At 72.4% G+C, this 20,585-nt stretch carries 18 protein-coding genes; 7 read left to right on the forward strand and 11 right to left on the reverse strand.

The features are described 5' to 3' along the window. The first annotated feature begins 87 nt into the window (after positions 1–87). A complete protein-coding gene (locus AB4880_RS22265; RefSeq protein ID WP_367921413.1) occupies positions 88–846 on the forward strand; it encodes a LuxR C-terminal-related transcriptional regulator in 759 nt (252 codons plus the stop codon). Here AB4880_RS22265 and AB4880_RS22270 read toward each other — a convergent pair. Genes AB4880_RS22270 through AB4880_RS22305 form a run of 8 tightly spaced genes read right to left on the reverse strand, consistent with a single transcriptional unit; the run spans position 788 to position 9,760 of the window. Beyond that, the gene (locus AB4880_RS22270; protein ID WP_367921414.1) at positions 788–1,819 is read right to left on the reverse strand and encodes a dipeptidase; all 1,032 of its coding nucleotides are present in this window, start codon (positions 1,817–1,819) and stop codon (positions 788–790) included. The two genes, AB4880_RS22265 and AB4880_RS22270, sit on opposite strands and share 59 nt — an antisense overlap. Next, positions 1,819–2,769: an ABC transporter ATP-binding protein gene (locus AB4880_RS22275; protein WP_367921415.1), complete on the reverse strand. Its 951-nt coding sequence runs from the start codon at positions 2,767–2,769 to the stop codon at positions 1,819–1,821. Before AB4880_RS22275 ends, AB4880_RS22270 begins: the two co-directional genes overlap by 1 nt. Beyond that, complete coding sequence (locus AB4880_RS22280; protein WP_367921416.1) at positions 2,762–3,559, reverse strand: ABC transporter ATP-binding protein; 798 nt, start codon at positions 3,557–3,559, stop codon at positions 2,762–2,764. The genes AB4880_RS22275 and AB4880_RS22280 overlap by 8 nt, the downstream gene beginning before the upstream one ends. Further along, entirely contained in the window at positions 3,556–4,425 is an 870-nt protein-coding gene (locus tag AB4880_RS22285; protein ID WP_367921417.1) for an ABC transporter permease, read from the reverse strand. Before AB4880_RS22285 ends, AB4880_RS22280 begins: the two co-directional genes overlap by 4 nt. Beyond that, the gene (locus AB4880_RS22290) at positions 4,422–5,498 is read right to left on the reverse strand and encodes an ABC transporter permease (RefSeq protein ID WP_367921418.1); all 1,077 of its coding nucleotides are present in this window, start codon (positions 5,496–5,498) and stop codon (positions 4,422–4,424) included. Before AB4880_RS22290 ends, AB4880_RS22285 begins: the two co-directional genes overlap by 4 nt. Positions 5,499–5,504: 6 nt before the next feature. Continuing rightward, positions 5,505–7,079: an ABC transporter substrate-binding protein gene (locus AB4880_RS22295; RefSeq protein ID WP_367921419.1), complete on the reverse strand. Its 1,575-nt coding sequence runs from the start codon at positions 7,077–7,079 to the stop codon at positions 5,505–5,507. Positions 7,080–7,125: 46 nt separating this feature from the next. Next, positions 7,126–8,685: a hydantoinase/oxoprolinase N-terminal domain-containing protein gene (locus AB4880_RS22300; protein ID WP_367921420.1), complete on the reverse strand. Its 1,560-nt coding sequence runs from the start codon at positions 8,683–8,685 to the stop codon at positions 7,126–7,128. Beyond that, entirely contained in the window at positions 8,678–9,760 is a 1,083-nt protein-coding gene (locus AB4880_RS22305) for an S-methyl thiohydantoin desulfurase family protein (protein ID WP_367921421.1), read from the reverse strand. The genes AB4880_RS22300 and AB4880_RS22305 overlap by 8 nt, the downstream gene beginning before the upstream one ends. A 103-nt stretch (positions 9,761–9,863) precedes the next feature. Between AB4880_RS22305 and AB4880_RS22310 the strand changes: the two genes are divergently transcribed. Together AB4880_RS22310 and AB4880_RS22315 are read left to right on the forward strand one after the other, a co-directional pair. Then, on the forward strand, positions 9,864–11,333 hold the full coding sequence (locus AB4880_RS22310; protein ID WP_367921422.1) for a PucR family transcriptional regulator: 1,470 nt from the start codon (positions 9,864–9,866) through the stop codon (positions 11,331–11,333). 123 nt (positions 11,334–11,456) lie between these two features. Beyond that, complete coding sequence (locus tag AB4880_RS22315; protein WP_367921423.1) at positions 11,457–12,884, forward strand: MFS transporter; 1,428 nt, start codon at positions 11,457–11,459, stop codon at positions 12,882–12,884. Here the strand turns inward: AB4880_RS22315 and AB4880_RS22320 are convergent. Together AB4880_RS22320 and AB4880_RS22325 are read right to left on the reverse strand one after the other, a co-directional pair. Beyond that, positions 12,863–13,930, reverse strand: coding sequence for a class I SAM-dependent methyltransferase (locus AB4880_RS22320; RefSeq protein ID WP_367921424.1), 1,068 nt, complete (start codon positions 13,928–13,930; stop codon positions 12,863–12,865). The genes AB4880_RS22315 and AB4880_RS22320 overlap by 22 nt on opposite strands. A 122-nt stretch (positions 13,931–14,052) precedes the next feature. Next, positions 14,053–15,057, reverse strand: a complete 1,005-nt coding sequence (locus tag AB4880_RS22325) for an AsnC family transcriptional regulator (protein ID WP_367921425.1) — start codon at positions 15,055–15,057, stop codon at positions 14,053–14,055. Positions 15,058–15,130: 73 nt separating this feature from the next. Here AB4880_RS22325 and AB4880_RS22330 point away from each other — a divergent pair, with 73 nt between their 5' ends. From AB4880_RS22330 to AB4880_RS22345, 4 genes are read left to right on the forward strand one after another with little or no spacing between them, the layout of a single operon-like run. Further along, positions 15,131–16,042, forward strand: a complete 912-nt coding sequence (locus AB4880_RS22330) for an ABC transporter substrate-binding protein (protein ID WP_367921426.1) — start codon at positions 15,131–15,133, stop codon at positions 16,040–16,042. Then, complete coding sequence (locus AB4880_RS22335; RefSeq protein WP_367921427.1) at positions 16,029–16,940, forward strand: amino acid ABC transporter permease; 912 nt, start codon at positions 16,029–16,031, stop codon at positions 16,938–16,940. Before AB4880_RS22330 ends, AB4880_RS22335 begins: the two co-directional genes overlap by 14 nt. Then, a complete protein-coding gene (locus tag AB4880_RS22340; protein ID WP_367921428.1) occupies positions 16,937–17,704 on the forward strand; it encodes an amino acid ABC transporter ATP-binding protein in 768 nt (255 codons plus the stop codon). Before AB4880_RS22335 ends, AB4880_RS22340 begins: the two co-directional genes overlap by 4 nt. Positions 17,705–17,709: 5 nt before the next feature. Then, a complete protein-coding gene (locus AB4880_RS22345; protein ID WP_367921429.1) occupies positions 17,710–18,855 on the forward strand; it encodes an amidohydrolase in 1,146 nt (381 codons plus the stop codon). 214 nt (positions 18,856–19,069) lie between these two features. Here the strand turns inward: AB4880_RS22345 and AB4880_RS22350 are convergent, their stop codons facing one another. Beyond that, positions 19,070–20,425, reverse strand: a complete 1,356-nt coding sequence (locus AB4880_RS22350; protein ID WP_367921430.1) for a phospholipase D-like domain-containing protein — start codon at positions 20,423–20,425, stop codon at positions 19,070–19,072. Between the last annotated feature and the right edge of the window lie 160 nt (positions 20,426–20,585).

Below are 20,585 nucleotides of genomic sequence, written 5' to 3' on the forward strand. Positions count from 1 at the left end.
AAAGGCGCACGTGTAGGGACCAGCAGGCATGGGGACTGCTGCCGCGCGGCGTTCGCGCCGCCGGCCCGGCTCACGGGAGTGCGCCCCATGAACCAGCAGATCCGGCCCGCGAGGGTCACCATCGTCGACCACCACGTCCTCTTCGCCGAGTCGGTCGCGCTCACGCTCGAGGCCGACGGCTACGTGGTGAAGCGGCTCGACATGACGACGCCGCCCGCCACTCTCGCGTCGGTGCTCGCCGTCACGCTGCGCACGGTGCCCCGCATCGTGCTCCTCGACCTCGACCTCGGGCGGGTCGGCGACGGCACGCGTCTGGTCGCGCCGTTGACCGCGGCCGGGGCGTCCGTCATCGGGCTCACCGCCACCGTCGACCTCGCGGACTGGGGCGAGTGCCTGCACCGCGGCGCCAAGGCGGTCGTGTCGAAGGGAAGCGCCCTGGGCGAGGTGATGACCACGCTGCGCGACGTCCGCGACGGGCGACCGGTCGTCCTCCCGGAGGAGCGTCGGCGACTCATCGAGCTCGCGATGGGCGAGCGCAAGAACGACCGGGAGATCCACGCCCGGATCGAGAGCCTCACCCGGCGCGAGAAGGAGACCCTCGGTGCGCTGATGGGCGGGGCCCAGGTCTGCGACATCGCCACGGCCCGGTTCGTCTCGTCCGCGACGGTCCGCACCCAGGTGAAGTCGATCCTGGCCAAGCTGCGCGTGGACTCGCAGCTCGCCGCGGTCGGCGCCGCCTACCGGGTCGGGTGGCGCCCGCCCGCGACGGAGACGTCGCCAAGGTCGCTCAGGCCTGGCGTCGGCCGAGCTCCTGGCGGAACAGGCGCAGGACGTTCCCGCCGATGACGGCCGCCACGTCGTCCTCGGACCATCCCCGGCCGAGCAGCGCGTCGGTGACGAGCGGAAGCCCCGACGGCCCTTCGAGGCCCGGGACGTAGCCGCGCGGCGGGATGCCCTCGACCGTCAGCTCGGCGCAGCAGGGTGGCGTCGTGTCGGTCAGGATCTCGTCGAGGAAGTCCGGGCCCAGCCCCACGCGGTCGACACCCATGATCCCGGCGATGCGCTCGATGTGGTCGATCAAGCGGTCGAGCGAGAAATCAGTGGGGTGGAGGAACGAGCCGAGGAAGTTGACGCACACCACGCCGCCGGTGGCCGCGATGCCCTTGAGCTGCTCGTCGGTGAGGTTGCGGTGGTGGTCGCGCAGCGACCGCGCCGACGAGTGCGTCGCCATGACGGGCCGCGTCGCCAGCTCCAGGACGTGCTCGACACCGGCGGCGCCGAGGTGGCTGACGTCGAAGAGCATCCCGAGGCGCTCCATCTCGCTCACCGCTCGTACGCCGGCGCGGGTGAGGCGACTGCCGGTCGCGTCCTCGCCGCTGCCGTCGGCGAGGGCGGTCCGGCCGAAGTGGGCCAGGGAGGCGATGCGGATGCCGAGGCGGTGCATGGTCTCGAGCAGCTCGACGTCCTCGCCGATGCCGGGCGCGCTCTCCAGCGCCAGGACGAGCGCGATCGTCCCCCTTGCGATCGCGGCGTCGATGTCCTCGCCGGTCTCGCAGAGCGTGACCTCGTCGGCGTTGCCGGCCGCGATCCGGTGTCCGGCCTCGATCATCCGCAAGGTCTGGCGCAGCGCCCCCTCGGGACGGTACGGATCCTCGATGAAGACGGGAAGCACCTGGAGGTCGACGCCTCCCGTCCTCAGCTGAGGGATCCAGGACTCGCGGAAGTATCCGCTCCACGTCTCCGGCGCCCGGGCCACGACGCCGCAGAGCAGGTCGTTGTGGGTGTCGGCGACGACCGAGCGTCGGTGGAGTTCGTGCATCAGTGGCTTCCGTTCCGGCCTGCGGCGTCGAGGGCGAGCGTGGTCAGGGGGTGGTGGCAGGCGACCCCGGGCGAGCCGACCAGTGCGGGTACGACGCTGCAGGCGTCGTCGGCATGCGGACATCGCGACCGGTAGGCGCAGCCGTCGCCGGCGGGCGCGGCCGGAGGCGCCGGAGCGACCTTGGGCAGCGGAGCCCACAGCCTGGGAGTCGAGGACACCAGCGTCCGGGTGTAGGGGTGCCGTGGCGCCCGGAGGATCTCCTCGGTCGGACCCGCCTCGACCTGATGTCCGTTGAAGAGAACCACCGTGTGTCGCGTCAGGCGCTGGGCCAGGGCGATGTTGTGGGTGATGAGCATCAGCTGGATCTGCTGCGTCGTCGCGACCCGCTCGAGCAGCGCGACGATGCGTGCCTGCACGGTGACGTCGAGCGCGCTCGTCGGCTCGTCGAGGACGAGCAGGTCGGGCGATGCCGCCAGGGCGCGGGCGATGGCGACGCGCTGGCGCTGGCCGCCGGACAGCTCGTGAGGTCGGCGCCGCACCAGATCGGGGCGCAGGTCGACCTCGTCGAGGAGCTCCTCGATGCGGGCCGGCCGGTCGCGGCGCGCGGTGCCCGCCATGCGCAGCGCCTCGCCGAGCGTGGCGCCGATCGTACGGCGGGGGTCGAGCGCCTCCTGACCGTCCTGGAAGACCGGTTGGATCCGGCGCCGCCAGGTCCGGGCCGCGCTGCCGCGGAGGCGTCCGATGTCGGCACCGTCGACCTCGATGCGACCCTCGCGGGGCTGGAGCAGGCCGAGGACGGCGCGGGCCAGCGAGGTCTTGCCGGAGCCGCTCTCGCCGACGATCGCGACGGATCCCTCGCCCCGCTCGAGCACCAGACTGAAGTCGTGCAGTGCGACATGGTGGCCGTAGGCCAAGGTGATGTCGCGGACGGCCAGGATCGGCTCAGACATGGCCAACGCCTCCTGCGGGAAGGGTGGGGACGGCATCGAGCAGGGCGCGCGTGTACTCGTGGGTCGGATCGCCGAGGACCGCCCGGGTCGGTCCTGTCTCGACGACCTCGCCGTCGCGCATGACGATCACGTGGTCGGCGATCATCGACACCATGGCGAGGTCGTGCGCGACGACGAGCCACGCCGTACGGCGCTCCTCGGCGAGGCGGCGGATGAGGGTCAGTACCTCGAGCTGAACCGTCGCGTCGAGCGCGCTCGTCGGCTCGTCCGCCGCGATCAGCTGGGCGCCGAGACAGACCGCGAGAGCGATCGCGAAGCGCTGCGCCTGCCCGCCCGAGACCTCGTGGGCATAGCGATCGAGGATCTGCTCGTCCAGCCGCACGGCGGTCATCGCGTCGCTGATCCGACCCGCCGCCTCGGCCTTGCCGACGCCGTGGCGCCGCAGGGCGCGGTGGATCAGCCGGCCGAGCCGCATGGTGGGGTTCAGCGACGCCTGCGGACTCTGCATGACCAGCGCCATCTCGGAGCCGCGCAACGATCGGAGGGTCCGTTCGCTCGCGCCGACGACCTCGGTCCCGAGCACGCTCACGGAGCCGCTCACGTCGGCCGACGTCTCGGCGAGCAGGCCCAGGATCGCCGTCAGCGCGGTCGACTTCCCGGAGCCGCTCTCGCCGACGATCGCGACCACCTCACCGCGGGCGACGGAGAGGTCGGGCAGGCTCGAGACCCGCCGGCCGCCGTACTGGATGCTGAGGCCGGTCACCTGGAGGACCGGCGAGGCCGCGTTCATCGGGCCACCTTCCGTGGGTCGAGGGCCTGGCGGAGGCCTTCGCCGAGCATGTTGAAGGAGAAGGCGGTGAGCAGGATCGCCAGGCCGGGGAAGGTCACGATCCACCACTCGGTCGTGAAGCTCGACTGTCCCTGCTGCACCATGAGCCCCCATTCGCTGGTCGGCTCGACGGCGCCGAGGCCCAGATAGGAGAGCGCGGCCGCGGTGAGGATGACGCCGCCCGCGTCCAGGGACAGCTGGACGATGACCGGCGTCAGGGAGTTGGGCAGGACGTGCTCCGCGACGATGCGCCAGCGGGGGAGGCCCAGGCAGCGGGCCGAGTCGATGTAGGCGCGGTGCCGGATCGTCGAGGCCGCGGAGCAGGCGAGCCGCGCGTACCACGGCCACCAGGTCGCGGCGATCGCGATGATCGCGGTGCCCACACCCGGCCGCAGGATGACGGCCAGTGCCAGCGACAGCAGGAGCGCGGGGAAGGCCAGGAACACGTCGGTGACGCGCATGATGACGTCGCTGACCCAGCCGCCCGAGTAGCCGGCGACGCAGCCCAGCAGGACGCCGACGGTCGACGACAGGACGAGCACGGCGGCCGCGATGAACAGCGACGTCCGGGCGCCGTACATGACGCGGGTGAGGATGTCCCGGCCGACCGCGTCGGTTCCCATCCAGTGGGCTCCGGACGGGCCGAGCAGTGATGCGGCCGGATGGGTCGCCGTCGTCCCGTCGGCCGGGTACGGCGCGACGAGCGGCGCGAGCAGAGCCGCTGCGACGACGATCAGCAGCGCGACGGCGGCCAGCAGCGTCGGCAGATCCTGGCCGGCCAGCCGGCGCAGGCGCCGGCGTGCCGGGATGGGCAGGGTCGTGCTCATGACTTCCTCGTCCGCGGGTCGATGGCGATCTGGGTCAGGTCGACGGCGAGGTTCGCCGTGACGTACACGAGCGCGATGACGAGGGTCACGCCGGCGATGGCCGGAGTGTCGACCGACCGGATCGCGTCCGCGGTGTAGGTGCCGATGCCCGGCCAGTTGAAGATCGCCTCGACGAGAACGCTGTTGACGAGGGTGTACGCGAAGATCAGGGCGAGCAGGGTGAGCACCGGGCTGATGGCGGGCCGCAGCGAGAACCTGAGCAGGATCTCGAGCGGCCGGAATCCGAGGGCCCGCTCCATGCGGACATGGTCCTGCTGGCTCTCCTCGATCAGCGCGGCCCGCGTCATCTGCGCGACGACGCCGGTCGGGTAGGCCGCGACGACGAGCGCCGGCAGCACCAGGTGGTGCAGCGTGCTGAGCAGGATCGGCCAGTTGCCGGTGATCAGGGCGTCGAATGCGGTGATATTGGTGTAGACGGTCAGCGGCGAGGTCGAGTCGAGTACGCGGTCGTACTCTCCCGCGACGGGGAACCAGCCGAGCTTGGTCGACAGCAGCAGCTGCACCGCGAGAGCCAGCCAGAACACGGGGACGGACACGAGCAGCATCGACCCGGTCCGCACCGCGAGATCGGTACGACGCCGCGCGAACCGAGCCGCGATCACGCCCAGCGGCAGTCCGATCAGCACGGCGAGCACCATCGCCGATCCGACCAGCTCGAGCGACGCCGGGAGGGCCCGCCCGAGGTCGGAGACGACGGGCTGGCGGGTGTGCAGACTCGTCCCGAGGTCGCCGCGCGCCAGGCCGGACACGTAGTGCCACAGCTGCAGGGGGAGCGGGTCGTCGAGACCGAGGCGCTCACGGGCGGCGGCGAGCTGCTCCGGTGTCGCCCGGGCACCGGCGGCGGTCACGGCCTCGTCGCCGGGAAGCTGGCGCGCGATGACGAACGTCAGGCAGACGACGCCGGCGACGACGACGGCGGCATGGGCGAGACGTCGCAGCAGGACCCGCCCCAGGCCCGGGGATCGGCGCCGCGTCCGCCGTACGGCGACCGGGTGTGCGGTTGCGGTGGTCATGGCTGGTCACTTCGTCCTGAGGTCGTGGACGAACACCACGTTGGGATACGCCGGGTTGTCGACGTATCCGGTGAAGTCGGCGCTATAGGCGCGCTGGTACTTGATGAGGTACAGCGGCGTGACCGCGGCGTCGTCGACGACGATCCGGCGCTGCAGGTCGAGGTAGGAACGAGCGGCCTGGGCGGGTGCGATCGCCGTCTCCTTCGGCAGGCTCGCGACACTGGCGTCGACCGAGGCGTCCTCGAGGTAGGCGAGGTTGAAGTAGGGATCCTTCGCGCTCTTGAACAGGTTCGCGAACCACGAGAGCGGGTCGGCGTAGTCGGGATACCAGTACATGACGAAGATGTCCTGCCGCTGGCTCGGGTCGGCGCTCTTGCCACGGGTCCACTGCGCGTCCCACTGCATCGGCCGCGCGTCGAGCTGCACGCCCGCCGCCTTCAGGGCGGATCCGAGCAGCGTGACGTACAGCCCCTGGTCCTTGTCGCCCTGGGCGTAGGTGAGCGAGAGCCGCAGCGGGTGGCCCGCGTCGTAGCCCGCGTCGGCGAGCAGCTTCTTGGCCACCGTGGCGTCGGGCTTGACGCTCGCGTCGCCTTCGCCGATCAGGCCGGGCGGGATCAGGCCGTCCGCTGGAGCGGCGGCGCCGTGCAGTGCGCTGATGATGGCCTTCGTGTCGGTCAGCATCTGGATCGCGCGGCGCACCCGGATGTCGGCCATCGGGCCGGACGCGGTGTTGTAGAGCGCGAGCAGGTTCTGGAACGAGCTGGTCTCGCTGGTGCCGACGCCCTTGGTCGTCGTGGCCTGCTCGAAGATCTGCGGGGTGAGGCGGTCGACGAAGGAGACGTCGTCGCGCTGGAGGAGCTGCCACGCGGTCGTGACCTCCGGCGTGACGCGGAACTCGACCGCTCGGTACTGCTGGTCGGTCCAGCCGCCCCAGTAGTCGTCGTACGCCTTGAGCCGGAGCTCGGTCTCGGCGCCGGCGGTCCACGTGTCGACGGTGTAGGGCCCGGTTCCGGCGTCCTTGGCCTTCTTGAACCATGCCGCGAGGTCGCCCGTGCCGGCAGCCTGCGTGTCGTAGACGTAGGCGCCGTAGCCGGACGAGGCGACCAGATCGAGCGCGACCGGGTAGGCGAGGTCGAACACGACGGTGGTCGGGTCGGGCGTCTCGATCGAGGACACGGGATCCCAGATGTACGCCGCGCCGCCGGCGAGCTTCTTGGTGCGCTCAATCGACTCCTTCACGGCGGTCGAGTCGAGCTTGCGCCCGGTGTGGAAGGTGACGTCGTCGCGGAGGGTGAAGGTCCACCTCCGGCCGTCGGCCGACTTCGTCCACGAGGTCGCGAGGAGCGGCTCGACCTTCTTGGCGGCGGCGTCGTACCGGGTGAGCGACTCGTAGAGGTTCGCCATGGCGATGCTCTCGTTCGAGTACGAGACCGCGGGGTCCCACTCGGTCACGACATTGAGGTGGAAGGCGTAGGTGAAGGTGCTGCCGGCACTGCTCGGGGCACGCGTCGTGCCGGCGCATGCGGTCAGGGCGAGCGTCGTGGCCAGGACTCCGGCGAGGAGGGTCCACATGCGCTTCATGAGAGCTCCAGGGTGAGGGAAGGAAGAGGGGCGGGGAGGAGGGCGCTCAGAGCCGGGCCAGCGGTCCGGCCGCCTTGACCGAGAGGCGGACGGACGGCTTGGGCAGATAGGACAGGGGGACCTCGACGATCTCGACGATCTCAACCCCGTCGGGCATCGCGCCCGCGTGGACCGCGCGCTGGCGCGCGACGTCGCAGGCCTCGTCGACCGCTCGGCGACGGCCTTCGCCGGTGGGGACGATGGTCTCCCACCAGCCGCTGGCCAGCGCGATCGCGGCGCCGACGGCGTTGGCGACCTGGCCGTGGTCGGGGCGGACGACCCGCGCGGCGCCGTCCAGGTCGTCGGGCACGAGGAAGGCGCCGCCGCCGACGGCGACGAGGTACTTGTCGTGGCGCCCGAGCGCGACGGAGTCGATCGCGTCGGCGAGGCAGCGGTCGGACTCACGGAGTGCGGCCGAGAAGAGCTCGCCGTGCTTGCGGGAGCTCAGCCGGTGCCCGGCGATCTCGGTCCGTCCCGCTGCGACGGCGGCGTCGGTGAGCGTCGGCGTGTCTCCGCCGAAGACCAGGCCCCGCTCGCGGATGCGGTAGCCGACGGACTGCGGGCCGACGACGGGGGATTCGGGCGTTCCCGACAGGATCGTTCCGCCGCCGATGGCCACGGCCAGGACGTCGGGCATCCGGAAGTTGGTGCTGACGCCGCCGATATTGGCGGCGAGCGCGGACTCGCGGGGGAAGCCGTTGCGCAGGACGCCGAAGTCGCTCGACGTGCCGCCCACGTCGACGACGATCGCATCGTCCAGGCCCGAGAGGTACGCCGCGCCGCGGATCGAGTTCGCCGGGCCGGAGCCGATGGTCAGCACGGGATAGCGCTCGGCGTGGTCGACCGCCATCAGTGTGCCGTCGTTCTGGGCGAAGTAGCAGGTGACGTCGAGGCCGTGGTCGGCGAGCGCCTGGCCGAGCGAGCGGGTGACGTCGCCCGCGACGGCGTACAGGGAGGCGTTGAGGACAGCGGCGTTCTCGCGCTCGATGAGCCCGAGACTGCCGAGCTCGTGGCTCATCGTCACCGGGACGTGCGAGCCGAGGACCTTCGCGGCGATCTCGGCGGTCTCGAGCTCCTGGTCGCGGAAGGCCGGGCTGAACATGCCGGTCACCGCGACCGCGTCGATCTCGCCCGCGACCGACTCGAGGAAGGCGGCGACGGCGTCCCGGTCGAAGGGTGCGAGGGGATGGCCGTCGACGAGGTACCCACCCCGGACCACGGTGGCAGCCGGGCAGGCGGCCGCTCGCAGGTCGGCGGGCCAGCCGGTCAGCGGCGGCACGGAGGTCGTCGCCGGCGCGCCGATCCGGACGGCGGCGACGCGACCGAGGCCGCGACGCTCGAGGATCGCGTTCGTCGCGTGGGTCGTGCCGAGCATGACGCGGCGGACGTGGGACGCCTGGTCGCCGAGCTCGGCCAACACCGCTGAGATCGCCGCGTGGATACCGGAGGAGACGTCGGTCGTCGTGGGCGCCTTGGTCCAGGCGCGGATGCGGTCGTGGGAGTCGAGTACGACGGCGTCGGTGTTGGTCCCACCGACGTCGATTCCGATCCGAAAGTCGTCAGACAACGGGAGTTCCAATCTTCTCGACGGGGGTGTAGTCGATGGCGTAGCCGAAGGCGCGGGGGCCGGCGATGCTCAGGCCGCGCTCGGAGCGCCACAGCGGGTGGCAGGGCCACGCGAGGGCGGTCACGCGCTGCCCGTAGCGCAGCGACTCGGTGGAGATGGCGAGGGCACTTTGGGTGTCGATGATGGAGATCAGGTCCGGCACGCTGGCCAGCACCTCGCCGTCCTCGAACACCACGAGGTTCTCGTTCTGGATCTCGACGCGGATCAGGCGCCCGGTCCCGCCGAGTTCCTCGATCACGACCGATCCCCGGACGAAGCCGCCGCCGGTCTCGCGCTCGATGTCGACGATCTTGCCGGTGATGAGGGCGCGTGCGTCGAGCCGTGCCTGCAGGGCCTCCAGCGGGTCGGCGGCCCCCACGGTCGCCCGGCCGAGGTCGACCGCGAGGCTGATGCTCCCCTCGATGACAGCGCCCGCGGCCTGCTCGGCGGTGATCACGTAGTCGGCCATCAGCGCCGACGCGCCGCCGGCGACGCAGGCGGCACGGGCGATGCGCTCGGACCACTCGCCGTCGAGCGGCTGGATGGTGGTGACATTGCCGACGAGGTCGGCGACGATCACGACGTTGACCGGCAGACCCGCGACGTTCATCGACACCATCTGCACCTCGGGGAAGGCGCGCCCCATGCCGTCGGCGTCGACGATCGGCAGGCCGAGCAGGGAGGCCCACAGGACGGGCTCGACGCCGTTCGAGCCGCCGATCTCCGAGGACATGATCGCCGACAGCGGGCGGCCCATGAAGCGCTCGGCCTCGGCGCGCAGCCGCACCGCCTCGCCCTCACCGGGCAGCATCTCCACACCGACGGTGGGAGCGCCGATGCCGGAGAGTGGTGCGATGAGGCCGTCGGCGGGAAGGTCGGACAGCTGGACGACGGGGACCGGGCCGCGCGTGCGGATGGCGTGCGCCGCCGCGATGAGAGGCGCTCCGACGTCGCCGCCGCCGCCGGTGCCGAGCACGGCACAGCCTCGGCCGAGGGCGTCGAGCGTCTCCAGGTCGATCTGTTGGACACGTTGCATGGCACTGATTCTGGAAGTGAGTCACCTCACGATCAATGTGGTCACCCGACAGAGAACGGGTCGCTCTTGTCGTGGCACGACAGTGAGCGGCAGAATCGCGGCCGTGACGACGCCCCAGGACCTGGTCGACGCCCGCCACCTCGACATCGGCTGGGTCGCCGGGACGGCGCCGGGCCGCCCGGTGACGGGGGTGCGCGCGGCCGAGCGGCTGGCCGACGTCGCCGACCAGAAGAGCGGACGCGTCGTCGTCCTCACGGCGGGGGCGACCGAGCACGCGTCGCCGTACGAGCTCGACGTCGCGACCAGGCTCGCGGCCACCCAGGAATGCGCGGCGCTGCTGTTCGTCGGCGACGGCGACGTGCCGTCCACCTGTCGCCGGATGGCGGAGCGCACCGGGCTCGTGCTGCTGGCCACCCCGGCCACGACCGACATCGCGCGCCTGATCATCCGCCTGGATCGCCTGGTCACGACCACCGCGGCCGTCGTCCTGGAGCGTCTCGCCGCTGCCCATGCGGCGGTCGCCGACGACGCGGCGTCCGCCGACGAGCTGCTGGCCCGCGCGCAGGATGCGCTGGGTGTGCCGGTCGAGCTCGAGGCGCGCGGTGACGAGGCCACCGAGCGGCGGACGGCGGGATCGGTGGTCATCGGCGACCAGGTGATCGGGGTCGTCCGCGTTCCCTCGGACGAGGCGGCGCAGCTGGCGCTTCCGACGATCGCCGCGGCCGTCGCCCGGGCGAAGCAGCGCGAGCTGACCCGCCTGTTCGCCGAGACCCAGACCCGCGCCGAGCTGGTGGCGCAGGTGGCCTTCGCCGAGTCCAGTCATCTGCCGAGCCTCGTCGAGCAGGCCCGGCGCGTCGGCTTCCGCGTCGACGGCCATCACTGCGCGGCCTGGCTGGACTTCGGCGAGCTCGACGCCGCGGACGCCGACGGGCTCGCGCAGCGCCGCCGGCTGGTCGACCGGGTCGAGCTGGCCGGACTGCACCGGTTCAGCAATGTCGCCGGCTCCTGGCACCTTGCGGCCGTGACCGGCCACCTGCTCGTCGTGGGCAGCACAGCGTCGCGACTCGATCGGCTCGTCGCCGAGCTGCGGGCGGGCGTCGAGCACCTGGTCGCCGAGGTGACCCCCGACGCGGGCGGTGCCGTCTACGTCGGGATCGGCGGTCCGTGGGAGGGCGTCGACGGGCTGCGGTCGGCGGTCACCGAGGCGCGCGTCGCGTCCCGCATCGCCCGGGACAAGCGGCGGTCCGGCAGGCCGGTGATGTTCGACGGCACCGGCATCCGTCGCGTCCTCGCCGAGCTCGCGGCCTCGACCACCAGCCGCAAGGTGCTCGACGAGGTGCTCGCCCCGCTCGACGCCCTCGGCCCGGACCGCGCGTCCCAGGGGGTGGAGACCCTGCTGGCCTATCTCGACGCGCAGCGCTCGCCGACGAAGGCCGCCGCCACGCTGCACCTGCATCCCAATGCGGTCACCTACCGCATCCGCAGGCTGGTGCCGCTGCTCGACCTCGACCTCGACAACCCCGACGACCGGTTCGCGCTGCACCTGGCCTGTCGGGTCCGGGTCGCCGGCTAGCGGTGACGCCAGAGACCGCCACCCAGAATTCTGGGAACGGGACACCGCCCTCGCCTCTGGGATCTCCGGTTCCCCGCCCGCTTGGGATGTTCGCCGCCCACCACCGGCCACGAGCATCGACGCATGACGCTCACGACCGACACATCCGCCACGACCGCCGGACCGGCGCCCGACCCGGCGTCCGACCGGACGGTCAGCATCGCCGTCGCCTGTGTGGCGACGGTGATGCTGATGCTCGACATCAGCGTGGTCAACACCGCGCTCAACGACATCGCGGACGGCCTCGAGGTGGGGCTCTCGGGGTTGCAGTGGGTGATCGACGCCTACACGCTGCCGCTCGCGGCCGTCGTCCTGTCGGCGGGGGCGATCGCCGACCGGTTCGGGCGCAAGCGCGTGTTCGTGGGTGGGATGGGGCTGTTCACGGTGGCGTCGGGGGCGTGCGCGGTGGCGCCGGGGATCGGGGCGCTCGTGGGGGCGCGGGCGGTGCAGGGCGTCGGGGCGGCGGTGCTGTTCGCGACGGCGCTCGCGCTGATCTCCGAGGTGACGCCGACCGCGGCGGAGCGCGCCAAGGCCCTCGGGGTGTACGGCGCCTGCATCGGCGCGGCGTTCGCGGTGGGGCCCTTCGTCGGCGGGGTGCTGACGGACGGCGTCGGGTGGCGGGCGATCTTCTGGATCAACGTGCCGATCGGGCTGGTGACGCTGGCGCTCGCCCGGCGGATCCGGGAGAGCCGCGACCCGCGGGCGCGGCGGCTCGACGTACCGGGCCAGACCGCGTTGGTGATCGGGCTCTTCCTGCTGGTGTTCGCGCTGCTGCGGGGCAACGAGCTGGGCTGGGGAAGCGCGCCGGTGGCGGGCTGCCTGGCGGGCGCCGCGGCAGCGGGCATCGCGCTGGTCGTGATCGAGCGGCGGTCGGCCGCCCCGATGGTCCCGCCGGCCTACTTCCGCCGTCCCGGCTTCGCGGCGCCGCAGGTCCTGGTCTTCGGCATCTCGGCGTCCTTCTTCGCCGGATTCCTCTACCTCACGCTCTTTCTGCAGAATGTCGTCGGCCTCAGCCCGTTGCAGACCGGCCTCGCCTATCTCCCCGGTACGGCGTTGATGTTCGTCGTCTCCGGCCTGACCGCCGGCCTGATGACCCGCATCGCGCCCGGCACCCTGGCCGTCGTCGGCCTCCTCCTCATCGCGGTGGGCCTGTCGACCTTCGCGCTGACGATCCACGCCGACTCCGGCTGGACGTCGATCCTGCCGGGCTTCCTCGTCGCCAGCGTCGGCACCGGCCTGTTCAACCCGGCAGGCAGCGCGCTCGCGCTCGCGGCCCTGCCGCCCGAGCAGAGCGGGCTCGCGGCCGGCGCCAACGACACCTTCCGGCAGACCGGACTGGCGTTGGGCGTCGCCTGGCTCGGGACGTTCGTGCCCGCGTCCGGTCCGTTCGGCACCGACCCGGGGGCGTTCGTCGACGGGTTGCACCACGCCGTCCTGGCGGCCGCCGTCCTCGCGGTGGTGGCCGCGCTGGTCGGCGGGGTGCTGCAGCGTCAGGCCTTGCGGGCCACGTAGAAGTAGTTGAAGGGGTCGGTCCGGATCTCGTCGACCCGGACGTCGACGAAGCCGGCCTCCTCGAGCATCCGCACCGCCGTCTGCCGGCCCCACACGGTGCCGAGGCCGGCGCCGCCCTGGGCGAGGGACACCGTCATGCAGTGCATCAGGCTCAGCGTGTACAGGTACGTCGCCCAGGGCAGCGTCAGGTTGTCCTCGACCCGCGACTGGGCCTTGATGTCGACCATCAGGAAGATGCCGCCCGGGCGCAGCGCCGCGGCGATCCCGGCGAGCACCCGGTCGGGGAAGGCCTGGTCGTGGATCGCGTCGAACGCGGTCACGACGTCGTACGCCGCCGTCTCGCCCAGCTCGGCGACGTCGCGGACCTCGAAGCGCGCATTGCCCAGCCCCCACGCGGTCGCCTCCGCGCGGGCCGCCTCGATCGCGTCCTCGCCGAGGTCGTAGCCGACGAACCGGCTCTCGGGATAGGCCCGCGCCAGCAGGTTGATCGCGTGCCCCGACCCGCAGCCGACGTCGGCCAGGCTGGCGCCCGCGGTGAGCCGCTCGTGCAGCCCGGGCACCGTCGGCACGACGACGTCGAGCAGGCCCGCGTCGTGGGTGGCGGCGGCGTCCTCGGCCATCATCGCGTGGAAGCGCGGGTAGTGGTCGTAGCCGAGTCCGCCGCCGTCGCGGAACCGGTCCTGCAGGTCGGGCGCGACGCCGGCGAGCATGGTCAGCATCTTGAGGCTGCGGGCCAGGTTGACCGGTCCGTCGGCGGGCGTGAGGCAGGCCGCGCGCTCGGGCGGCAGCGCGTAGTGGCCGCTCTCCGGGTCGTACGTCGCCACGTCGCCCGCGACGATCCCGTCCAGCCACTCGCGCAGGTAGCGCTCGTCGACCCCGGCCGCCGCGGCGAGCGTCGCCGGGTCGGCCGGCCCCTTGCGCGCGAGGACGTCGAGCAGCCCGAGCTCGTCGCCGATGCCGAGCAGCAGGCCGAGGGCGGAGTCGTTCATGACGCCGACCATCCGCTTCTGGAACGCCTTCGCCGCGTCCTTGTCGACCGTCGCCATCGTGATGTCCTCCTCGGGCTGCTGGGGACACCACGATAGGTGCGGCCCACTCCGTCAGGCGTCGGGCACATCCACACCAGGTGGTCGGTGGGGGCGGGCATGGGGAACCTAGGGAGGGCTCCTCACCACACCGCGAGGGGGACGACGCGCCGCGACGCCTCCTCGGTGTCGAGGACATGTCCGACCCGCTTGACCGCACGCAGGTGCACGATCCGGTCGTGCACCTCGAGCCCGGGGACCTGGCCGAGCACGGTGCGCTCGACGCGGTTGATGTCGGCTGCGGTGCTGAGCCACAGCGTGGCGAGCAGGTTCTGCGGGCCGGCCACCGCGGCGGCCAGGCGGCAGCGCGGCATCGCCCCGAGGACGCCGCCGGCGGCGTCGAGCCGGTCGCCCGGCACCCGCATCAGGAAGGTGACCTGGACGGCGGGCCCGACGATCGGCTGGGCGACCTCGCAGCGCAGCTCGATGACGTCGGCGCGGATCATCCGGGTGATCCGCCGCCGCGCGGTCGGCGCGCTGATGCCGGTGGCGGCGCCGAGTGCGGCCCAGCCGGCCCGTCCGTCACGGGTCAGCTCCGCGATGAGGGCCCGGTCGACGTCGTCGACGGCGAACGGTGAGGCCCAGGTGTCGGGGCCGCGGTGGAGGTGGCGCAGCTGGTCGGGGTCGAGGGTCCCGAGCCGCCACTGCGTCCCGGCGCGGTAGACCCGGGTGATCAGCAGCGAGTCGATGTCGCGGACGCCCGGCAGGCGGGGGAGCCGTTCGTCGAGGTAGCCGCGCAGGGTCGTCAGGTCCGGCACCAGCACGTCGAGCAGGAACTGGTGGCTGCCCATCGTCGCGGCCACGGTCGCGGCCTCCGGCTCCTCGGCCAGCGCCTCGGTGAGGGCGGCGCGGTCCTCGGCCGCGCACCCCACCCGGACGAACGCCGAGCTCGCCACCTGCTCGTAGCGGTGGCCGGCGGTGAGCGCGATCCAGGCCAGGCCGCGGGCCCGGATGCCCTCCCAGTGCCGGGCCAGGGTCGCCGGCTGGACGCCGAGCGCGGCCGCCATCCGGCTCCACTCGGCGCGCGGGTCGACCTGGAGCGCGTTGAGCAGGGCGAGGTCCAGCTCGCTAAAGGCGTTCGATTCCATCGCTATCTGAGGCTGTGGTGATCGATTCCATCGATCTCGGGATGACCTGTGAGCGCGATCATACGTTCCTGCCATGACCCCGACCTCCACCCCGCGCCGAGCGCGGGCCCTGGCCGCCGCCACCGCGACGCTCGCCGCCCTCACCGTCCTCGCCGCGGGCTGCGACGCGGTCAGCGCGCCGAAGAACGCCTCGCCGGACAGCACGGGCACGGCGTCCGGGGAGCTGCCCGCCGACGTCCGTGCTCGCGGCTACCTCACCGTCGCGACCGACCCGACGTACCCGCCCTTCGAGACGCTGTCGGACGACCAGAAGACGATCGTCGGGCTCGACCCCGACCTGCTCGCGGCGATCGGCAAGCAGCTCGGCGTCGAGATCCGGTTCGAGCGCGCCGGCTTCGACAGCCTGATCCCGGGGCTGCGGGCCGGTCGCTACGACCTCGCCGTCTCCGGCATGACCGACACCGTCGAGCGGCAGCGCGAGGTCACCTTCGTCGACTACTTCGACGCCGGTGGCGCGCTCGTCGTCCCGGCGGGCGACCCGGTCACCACCGACCAGCTGCCCGACGCCCTCTGCGGCCACCGGGTCGGCGTCCAGACCGGCACGATCACGGTCGGCTTCAGCGAGAAGGCCAGCAAGGCGTGCCAGGCGGCGGGCCACGAGGCGATCGACCTGCAGATGTTCCCGTCGGTGCCGGGGTCGGTGCTGGCGATGGGCTCGGGCCGGATCGACTACGTCTGGACCGACAGCGTCGCGGCGGCCACCCAGGTGAAGAACGGCAAGGGCCGGTTCACCTCGATCGACGACGGCACCGAGCCGGCTCCGACGGGCATGGCGTTCCCGAAGGAGTCCGCCGACCTCGCCCGGGCGGTGCAGGGCGCGCTGCAGAAGCTCGTCGACGACGGCACCTATCGCGCGATCCTCGACCGCTACGGCCTCGGTCAGGGCGCGGTCACGAAGGTGGAGGTCGACGGTGCAGGTCACTGAGACCCGGGCGCCGGTGACGGCGCCGATCCGCGCGGTCCCGGTACGACGTCCCGGCCGCTGGATCTCCGGGGCGATCCTCGTCCTGGCGCTGGTCTGGCTGGCGCGGGCGCTCGCCACCAACCCCCGTCTGGAGTGGTCGGTCGTCGGCGACAACCTGACCGCCGGACCGATCCTGCGCGGCCTGGTCACCACGCTCGAGCTCACCGTCGTGGCGATGGCGATCGGGCTGGTGCTCGGCGTCCTGCTCGCGATCATGCGGCTCTCGGACAACCCGGTCGCGCGCGGCTTCGCATGGGCCTACGTCGGGCTGTTCCGCGGCACGCCGCTGCTGGTGCAGGTGATCCTCTGGTACAACCTCTCGGCGATCTTCCCGAACCTCACGATCGGGATCCCCGGCGGGCCCGACCTGGCGGTCGTCGACGTCAACCTGCTGATCACGCCGTACGCCGCGGCGATCCTCGGCCTCGGCCTCAACGAGGCGGCGTACCTCGCCGAGATCGTGCGCTCCGGCATCTCCTCGATCTCGCCCGGCCAGCGTCAGGCGGCCGCCGCGCTCGGACTCAGCCGGCGCCAGACCATGCGCAAGATCGTCCTGCCGCAGGCGATGCGGGTGATCGTGCCGCCGACCGGCAACGAGACGATCACGATGCTCAAGATGACCTCGATCGTGTCGGTCATCGCGATGCACGAGCTGCTCTACTCCGCGCAGGCGATCTACAGCCAGACCTACCAGACGATCCCGCTGCTGATCGTCGTCAGCGTCTGGTACCTCGTCGTCACCACGCTGCTCACCGTCCTGCAGTCCGCGCTCGAGCGCCGGTTCTCCCGCGGGCACACGCCCGCCGGCCGGCTGTCGCTGCGCAGCCGCCTCGCCTTCCGGCCCAAGGAGTCCCGATGACCACGATCCCGATGGTGCGCGCGAACGACGTCCACAAGTCGTACGGCGTGGTGCCCGTCCTGCGGGGCGTCTCGCTCGAGGTGCGGCCCGGCGAGGTGACCTGCCTGATCGGGCCGTCCGGCTCCGGCAAGTCGACCTTCCTGCGCTGCCTCAACCACCTGGAGCAGATCGACGCCGGCCGGATCGAGGTCGGGGGCCGACTCATGGGCTACCGCGAGAGCGGCGGCCGGCTGCACGAGCTGCGCGAGCGCGAGGTGCTGCGCCAGCGGGCCGGCATCGGCATGGTGTTCCAGCACTTCGACCTGTTCCCGCACCTGACCGTGCTCGAGAACCTCACGCTCGCGCCGACCGTCGTCGGCGGGGTGAGCCGCGAGGACGCCGTACTGCGCGGCAAGCGGCTGCTCGAGCGGGTCGGCCTGCTGCAGCGCGGCAACGCCTATCCGTCGCAGCTGTCCGGCGGGCAGCAGCAGCGGGTGGCGATCGCCCGCGCGCTGGCGATGGAGCCGTCGCTGATGCTGTTCGACGAGCCCACCTCCGCGCTGGACCCGGAGCTGGTCGGCGAGGTGCTCGACGTGATGCGGAGCCTGGCCGACAGCGGGATGACCATGGTCGTGGTGACCCACGAGATGGGCTTCGCCCGCGAGGTCGCCGACACCGTCGTCTTCATGGACGGCGGCGTGGTCGTCGAGTCCGGACCACCGGCGCAGGTCCTCGGCGACCCGCAGCACCCGCGGACGCGCGCCTTCCTCGCGCAGGTCCGGTGAGGCCGATGACGACGACCGGGACCTCCGTCCGCGGCCGGATCCACGAGGCCCTCGCGCGGTCGGCCGACGCGGTCGTCGAGCTCAGCCACAGCCTGCATGCCGAGCCCGAGCTGGGGTTCGCCGAGCACCGCTCCTGCGCCAAGATCGCCGCGGTGCTCGCCGCCGGCGGCTACGCCGTCGAGACCGGCATCGCCGGGCTCGACACCGCCTTCCTCGCCACGATCGGGGCGGGTGACCTGGTGGTCGCGCTGTGCGTCGAGTACGACGCGCTGCCCGGCATCGGCCATGCCTGCGGTCACAACGTCAACGGCGCCGCTTCTGTCGCGGCGGCGCTGGCGCTGGCGCCGGTGGCCGAGGAGCTGGGCGTCGTCGTCCGGGTCGTCGGGACGCCGGGCGAGGAGACCCTCGGCGGCAAGATCCCGCTGCTCGAGGCCGGCGTCTTCGACGGCGTCGACGCGGCGCTCATGGTGCACGCCGGCGCGGACGACGAGGTGGGGCTGTCGTCGTACGCGATGTGCCAGTGGGAGGTCCGCTACAACGGTGCGCCCTCGCACGCCGCCGCCGCGCCGTGGGACGGCGTCAACGCGGCCGACGCGGTCGCGCTGGCGTACCAGGCTGTGGGCCTGCTGCGCCAGCAGCTCCGGCCCGACCAGGTGGTGTCCTTCGTGATCGATGCCGGCGGGACCGCGCCGAACATCATTCCGGCCGAGGCGCTGGCCCGGATCGAGCTGCGCGCGGCGACGAGCGACGAGCTGGCCGGCCTCCAGCAGCGGGTCCGGCGCTGCCTCGACGCCGGCGCGGTGGCCACCGGCGCCGAGCTGAGCGTGGCGCCGTACGGCAACGACTTCGCCGACCTGCGCCAGGATCCGGAGCTGACCGAGCTCTACGCCTCCGTCATCGCCTCGCTCGGCCGCGACCCGGTCGACGGCGCGGGCGCGCCGCGGGCCTCGACCGACATGGGAAACGTCTCGCACCGCGTGCCGGCGATCCAGCCGATGATCGGCTACGACACGGCCGGCGCCGCGCACCACACCGCCGCCTTCGCCGCCCACGGGACGTCGGCCTCCGCCGACCGGGCGGTGCTCGACGGCGGCCTGGCGATGGCGCTCGTCGTACTGGAGCTGGCGGCTCGGCGAGGTGCCGCCGGCTGACGGGAATGCCCGGCGGGCGTCGGCGGTTGCAGACGTCAGCTGGTTCGACTCATGCCCCCGGGCCTCACCCTTCGCCGCTGCGAGCGGCCACCCGCCGAGAGGCGGCTGACGGGCCAGTGAGCAGCACCGCACAGCCACCCGCCGGGTAAGCCCCGGTCAGGGTGGCTGTGCGCGTTGTGCGTGTCCGGTCCGAGCTCGTGCCCGGTCAGTACACCTAGAGCCCCTCCGCCTTCATCAGGGCGTACGGGTCGACCGGGACCACGCGTCCCTCCACCGATGCGGCCCGCACCGGCGCCAGGTTGACCGGCCCCCAGCCGCCCGGGCGGTGCGTGAAGAGGAAGTCGGTCCAGCGCAGGTAGGCGTTGGTCATCGCCGGGTCGCGGAACTCGCCGACGACCTCGTCGCTCGCCAGCGGCACGGCACTCCAGTTGGCGCTGCCGTTGTAGACGACCCGGGCGTCGGTCCGTCCCTGGTAGACGCCGCTGATGGCCAGCGACTTCAGATGCAGGTAGATGTCGTAGACGCCGTTGCGGTCGCGGTCATAGGCCAGCTGCAGCTTGGCCACGTGGCCGGCGCCGAGGATCTTGTAGACGTCATTGCCCATCAGCGCGTAGACGACGCGGATGTCGCAGCCGGCCTTCCGCAGCCGGACCAGCTTGCGGGCGAGCGTCTTGCCGCGCTCGCCGTGGATGGCGGTCTGCATGATGCGGATCTGGGTGTGCCCGCCGGCCCCGGTCCCACCGGTGGCGCCGGTGCAGCGGATCTGGTTGAGCCGGGCCAGGTCGGGATCGCCGACCGCGCTCGGGATCGCGCCTCGATAGGGGTAGAAGGCGACGCCCTGGGTCGGGCTGAAGCGGGCGGCCCGGTAGCCGCGGGCGCCCTGGCTGCGGTCGAGGGACATCTCGTTGAAGATGCCCTGGAAGGTGTCGTAGATGGTCTTGTTGCCGACCCAGGTGTAGAGGTCGTTCCACTGGTCCTCCGCGGCCACGTCGGTGGCGTTGTTGGAGCCGAACATCGTGACGTAGGCCCGGTCGGTGACCCGGCTGAACAGGAAGAACTTCGAGTGCGGGATGCCGCGGGCGCCGCGACACGAGCCCGCACACCGCTTCAGCCAGCTCTGCACCGGCCGGTTCTCGCGCCCCTTGAGCACCTTCGCCACCGCGGCGGCATCGGGGTTGGGGTGCTCGCGCGACCAGTTGCTCCGGTCCATGATCACCTGGACGGCGACGCCGCGGCGGTGCGCGCGGATGATGGCCCGCGCCCACGAGCGGCCTCGCACGTTCCACGCGGCCATCTGGACGACGTCGCCGCGGCGGGTGCTGTCGATGCTGCGCAGCACGTGCCGGCGGATCGTCGACGGACTGCGGCCGCCGCGCCCGTAGGGCTCGTTGAACAACAGGCCCGGCGCCGGTCGATAGCTCAGCGGCACGTTGGCACGTGCGACCACCTCCCGCGCGCGGGGCGCGGCGTCGGCTCCCGGGGCTCCTCCTGACATCAGCAGGGACGACACGACCATCACGGTCGTCACCACGCCGATCCCGACTCGCTGCACCCGCTGCACCCGCTGCATTCGCACTCCCTCTCCCCGTGTCCTTCGGTCCAGGCACTCCTCGGCCCACCGGCTAGACACCGGACGACGGTCTTCATGACGCGAATCGCGCGAGATTCTGCGGAAAAGGCCGACGCGGGACGAGTTTCGGGTTCTCGCGTAAGAACGGCCCGGGCGGGCT

The sequence above is a fragment of the Nocardioides ginsengisoli genome (assembly GCF_039537225.1).
GTDB classification, from domain to species: Bacteria; Actinomycetota; Actinomycetes; order Propionibacteriales; family Nocardioidaceae; genus Nocardioides; species Nocardioides ginsengisoli.

Excerpts from the sequence above, each read along its gene's own strand:
- AB4880_RS22345 (WP_367921429.1), top strand. The coding sequence starts at position 17,710 with ATGACGACGACCGGGACCTCCGTCCGCGGCCGGATCCACGAGGCCCTC.
- AB4880_RS22315 (WP_367921423.1), top strand. The coding sequence starts at position 11,457 with ATGACGCTCACGACCGACACATCCGCCACGACCGCCGGACCGGCGCCC.
- AB4880_RS22305 (WP_367921421.1), bottom strand. The coding sequence starts at position 9,760 with ATGCAACGTGTCCAACAGATCGACCTGGAGACGCTCGACGCCCTCGGC.
- AB4880_RS22290 (WP_367921418.1), bottom strand. The coding sequence starts at position 5,498 with ATGACCACCGCAACCGCACACCCGGTCGCCGTACGGCGGACGCGGCGC.
- AB4880_RS22350 (WP_367921430.1), bottom strand. The coding sequence starts at position 20,425 with ATGCAGCGGGTGCAGCGGGTGCAGCGAGTCGGGATCGGCGTGGTGACG.
- AB4880_RS22340 (WP_367921428.1), top strand. The coding sequence starts at position 16,937 with ATGACCACGATCCCGATGGTGCGCGCGAACGACGTCCACAAGTCGTAC.
- AB4880_RS22275 (WP_367921415.1), bottom strand. The coding sequence starts at position 2,769 with ATGTCTGAGCCGATCCTGGCCGTCCGCGACATCACCTTGGCCTACGGC.
- AB4880_RS22270 (WP_367921414.1), bottom strand. The coding sequence starts at position 1,819 with ATGCACGAACTCCACCGACGCTCGGTCGTCGCCGACACCCACAACGAC.
- AB4880_RS22295 (WP_367921419.1), bottom strand. The coding sequence starts at position 7,079 with ATGAAGCGCATGTGGACCCTCCTCGCCGGAGTCCTGGCCACGACGCTC.
- AB4880_RS22265 (WP_367921413.1), top strand. The coding sequence starts at position 88 with ATGAACCAGCAGATCCGGCCCGCGAGGGTCACCATCGTCGACCACCAC.
- AB4880_RS22280 (WP_367921416.1), bottom strand. The coding sequence starts at position 3,559 with ATGAACGCGGCCTCGCCGGTCCTCCAGGTGACCGGCCTCAGCATCCAG.
- AB4880_RS22330 (WP_367921426.1), top strand. The coding sequence starts at position 15,131 with ATGACCCCGACCTCCACCCCGCGCCGAGCGCGGGCCCTGGCCGCCGCC.
- AB4880_RS22325 (WP_367921425.1), bottom strand. The coding sequence starts at position 15,057 with ATGGAATCGAACGCCTTTAGCGAGCTGGACCTCGCCCTGCTCAACGCG.
- AB4880_RS22320 (WP_367921424.1), bottom strand. The coding sequence starts at position 13,930 with ATGGCGACGGTCGACAAGGACGCGGCGAAGGCGTTCCAGAAGCGGATG.
- AB4880_RS22285 (WP_367921417.1), bottom strand. The coding sequence starts at position 4,425 with ATGAGCACGACCCTGCCCATCCCGGCACGCCGGCGCCTGCGCCGGCTG.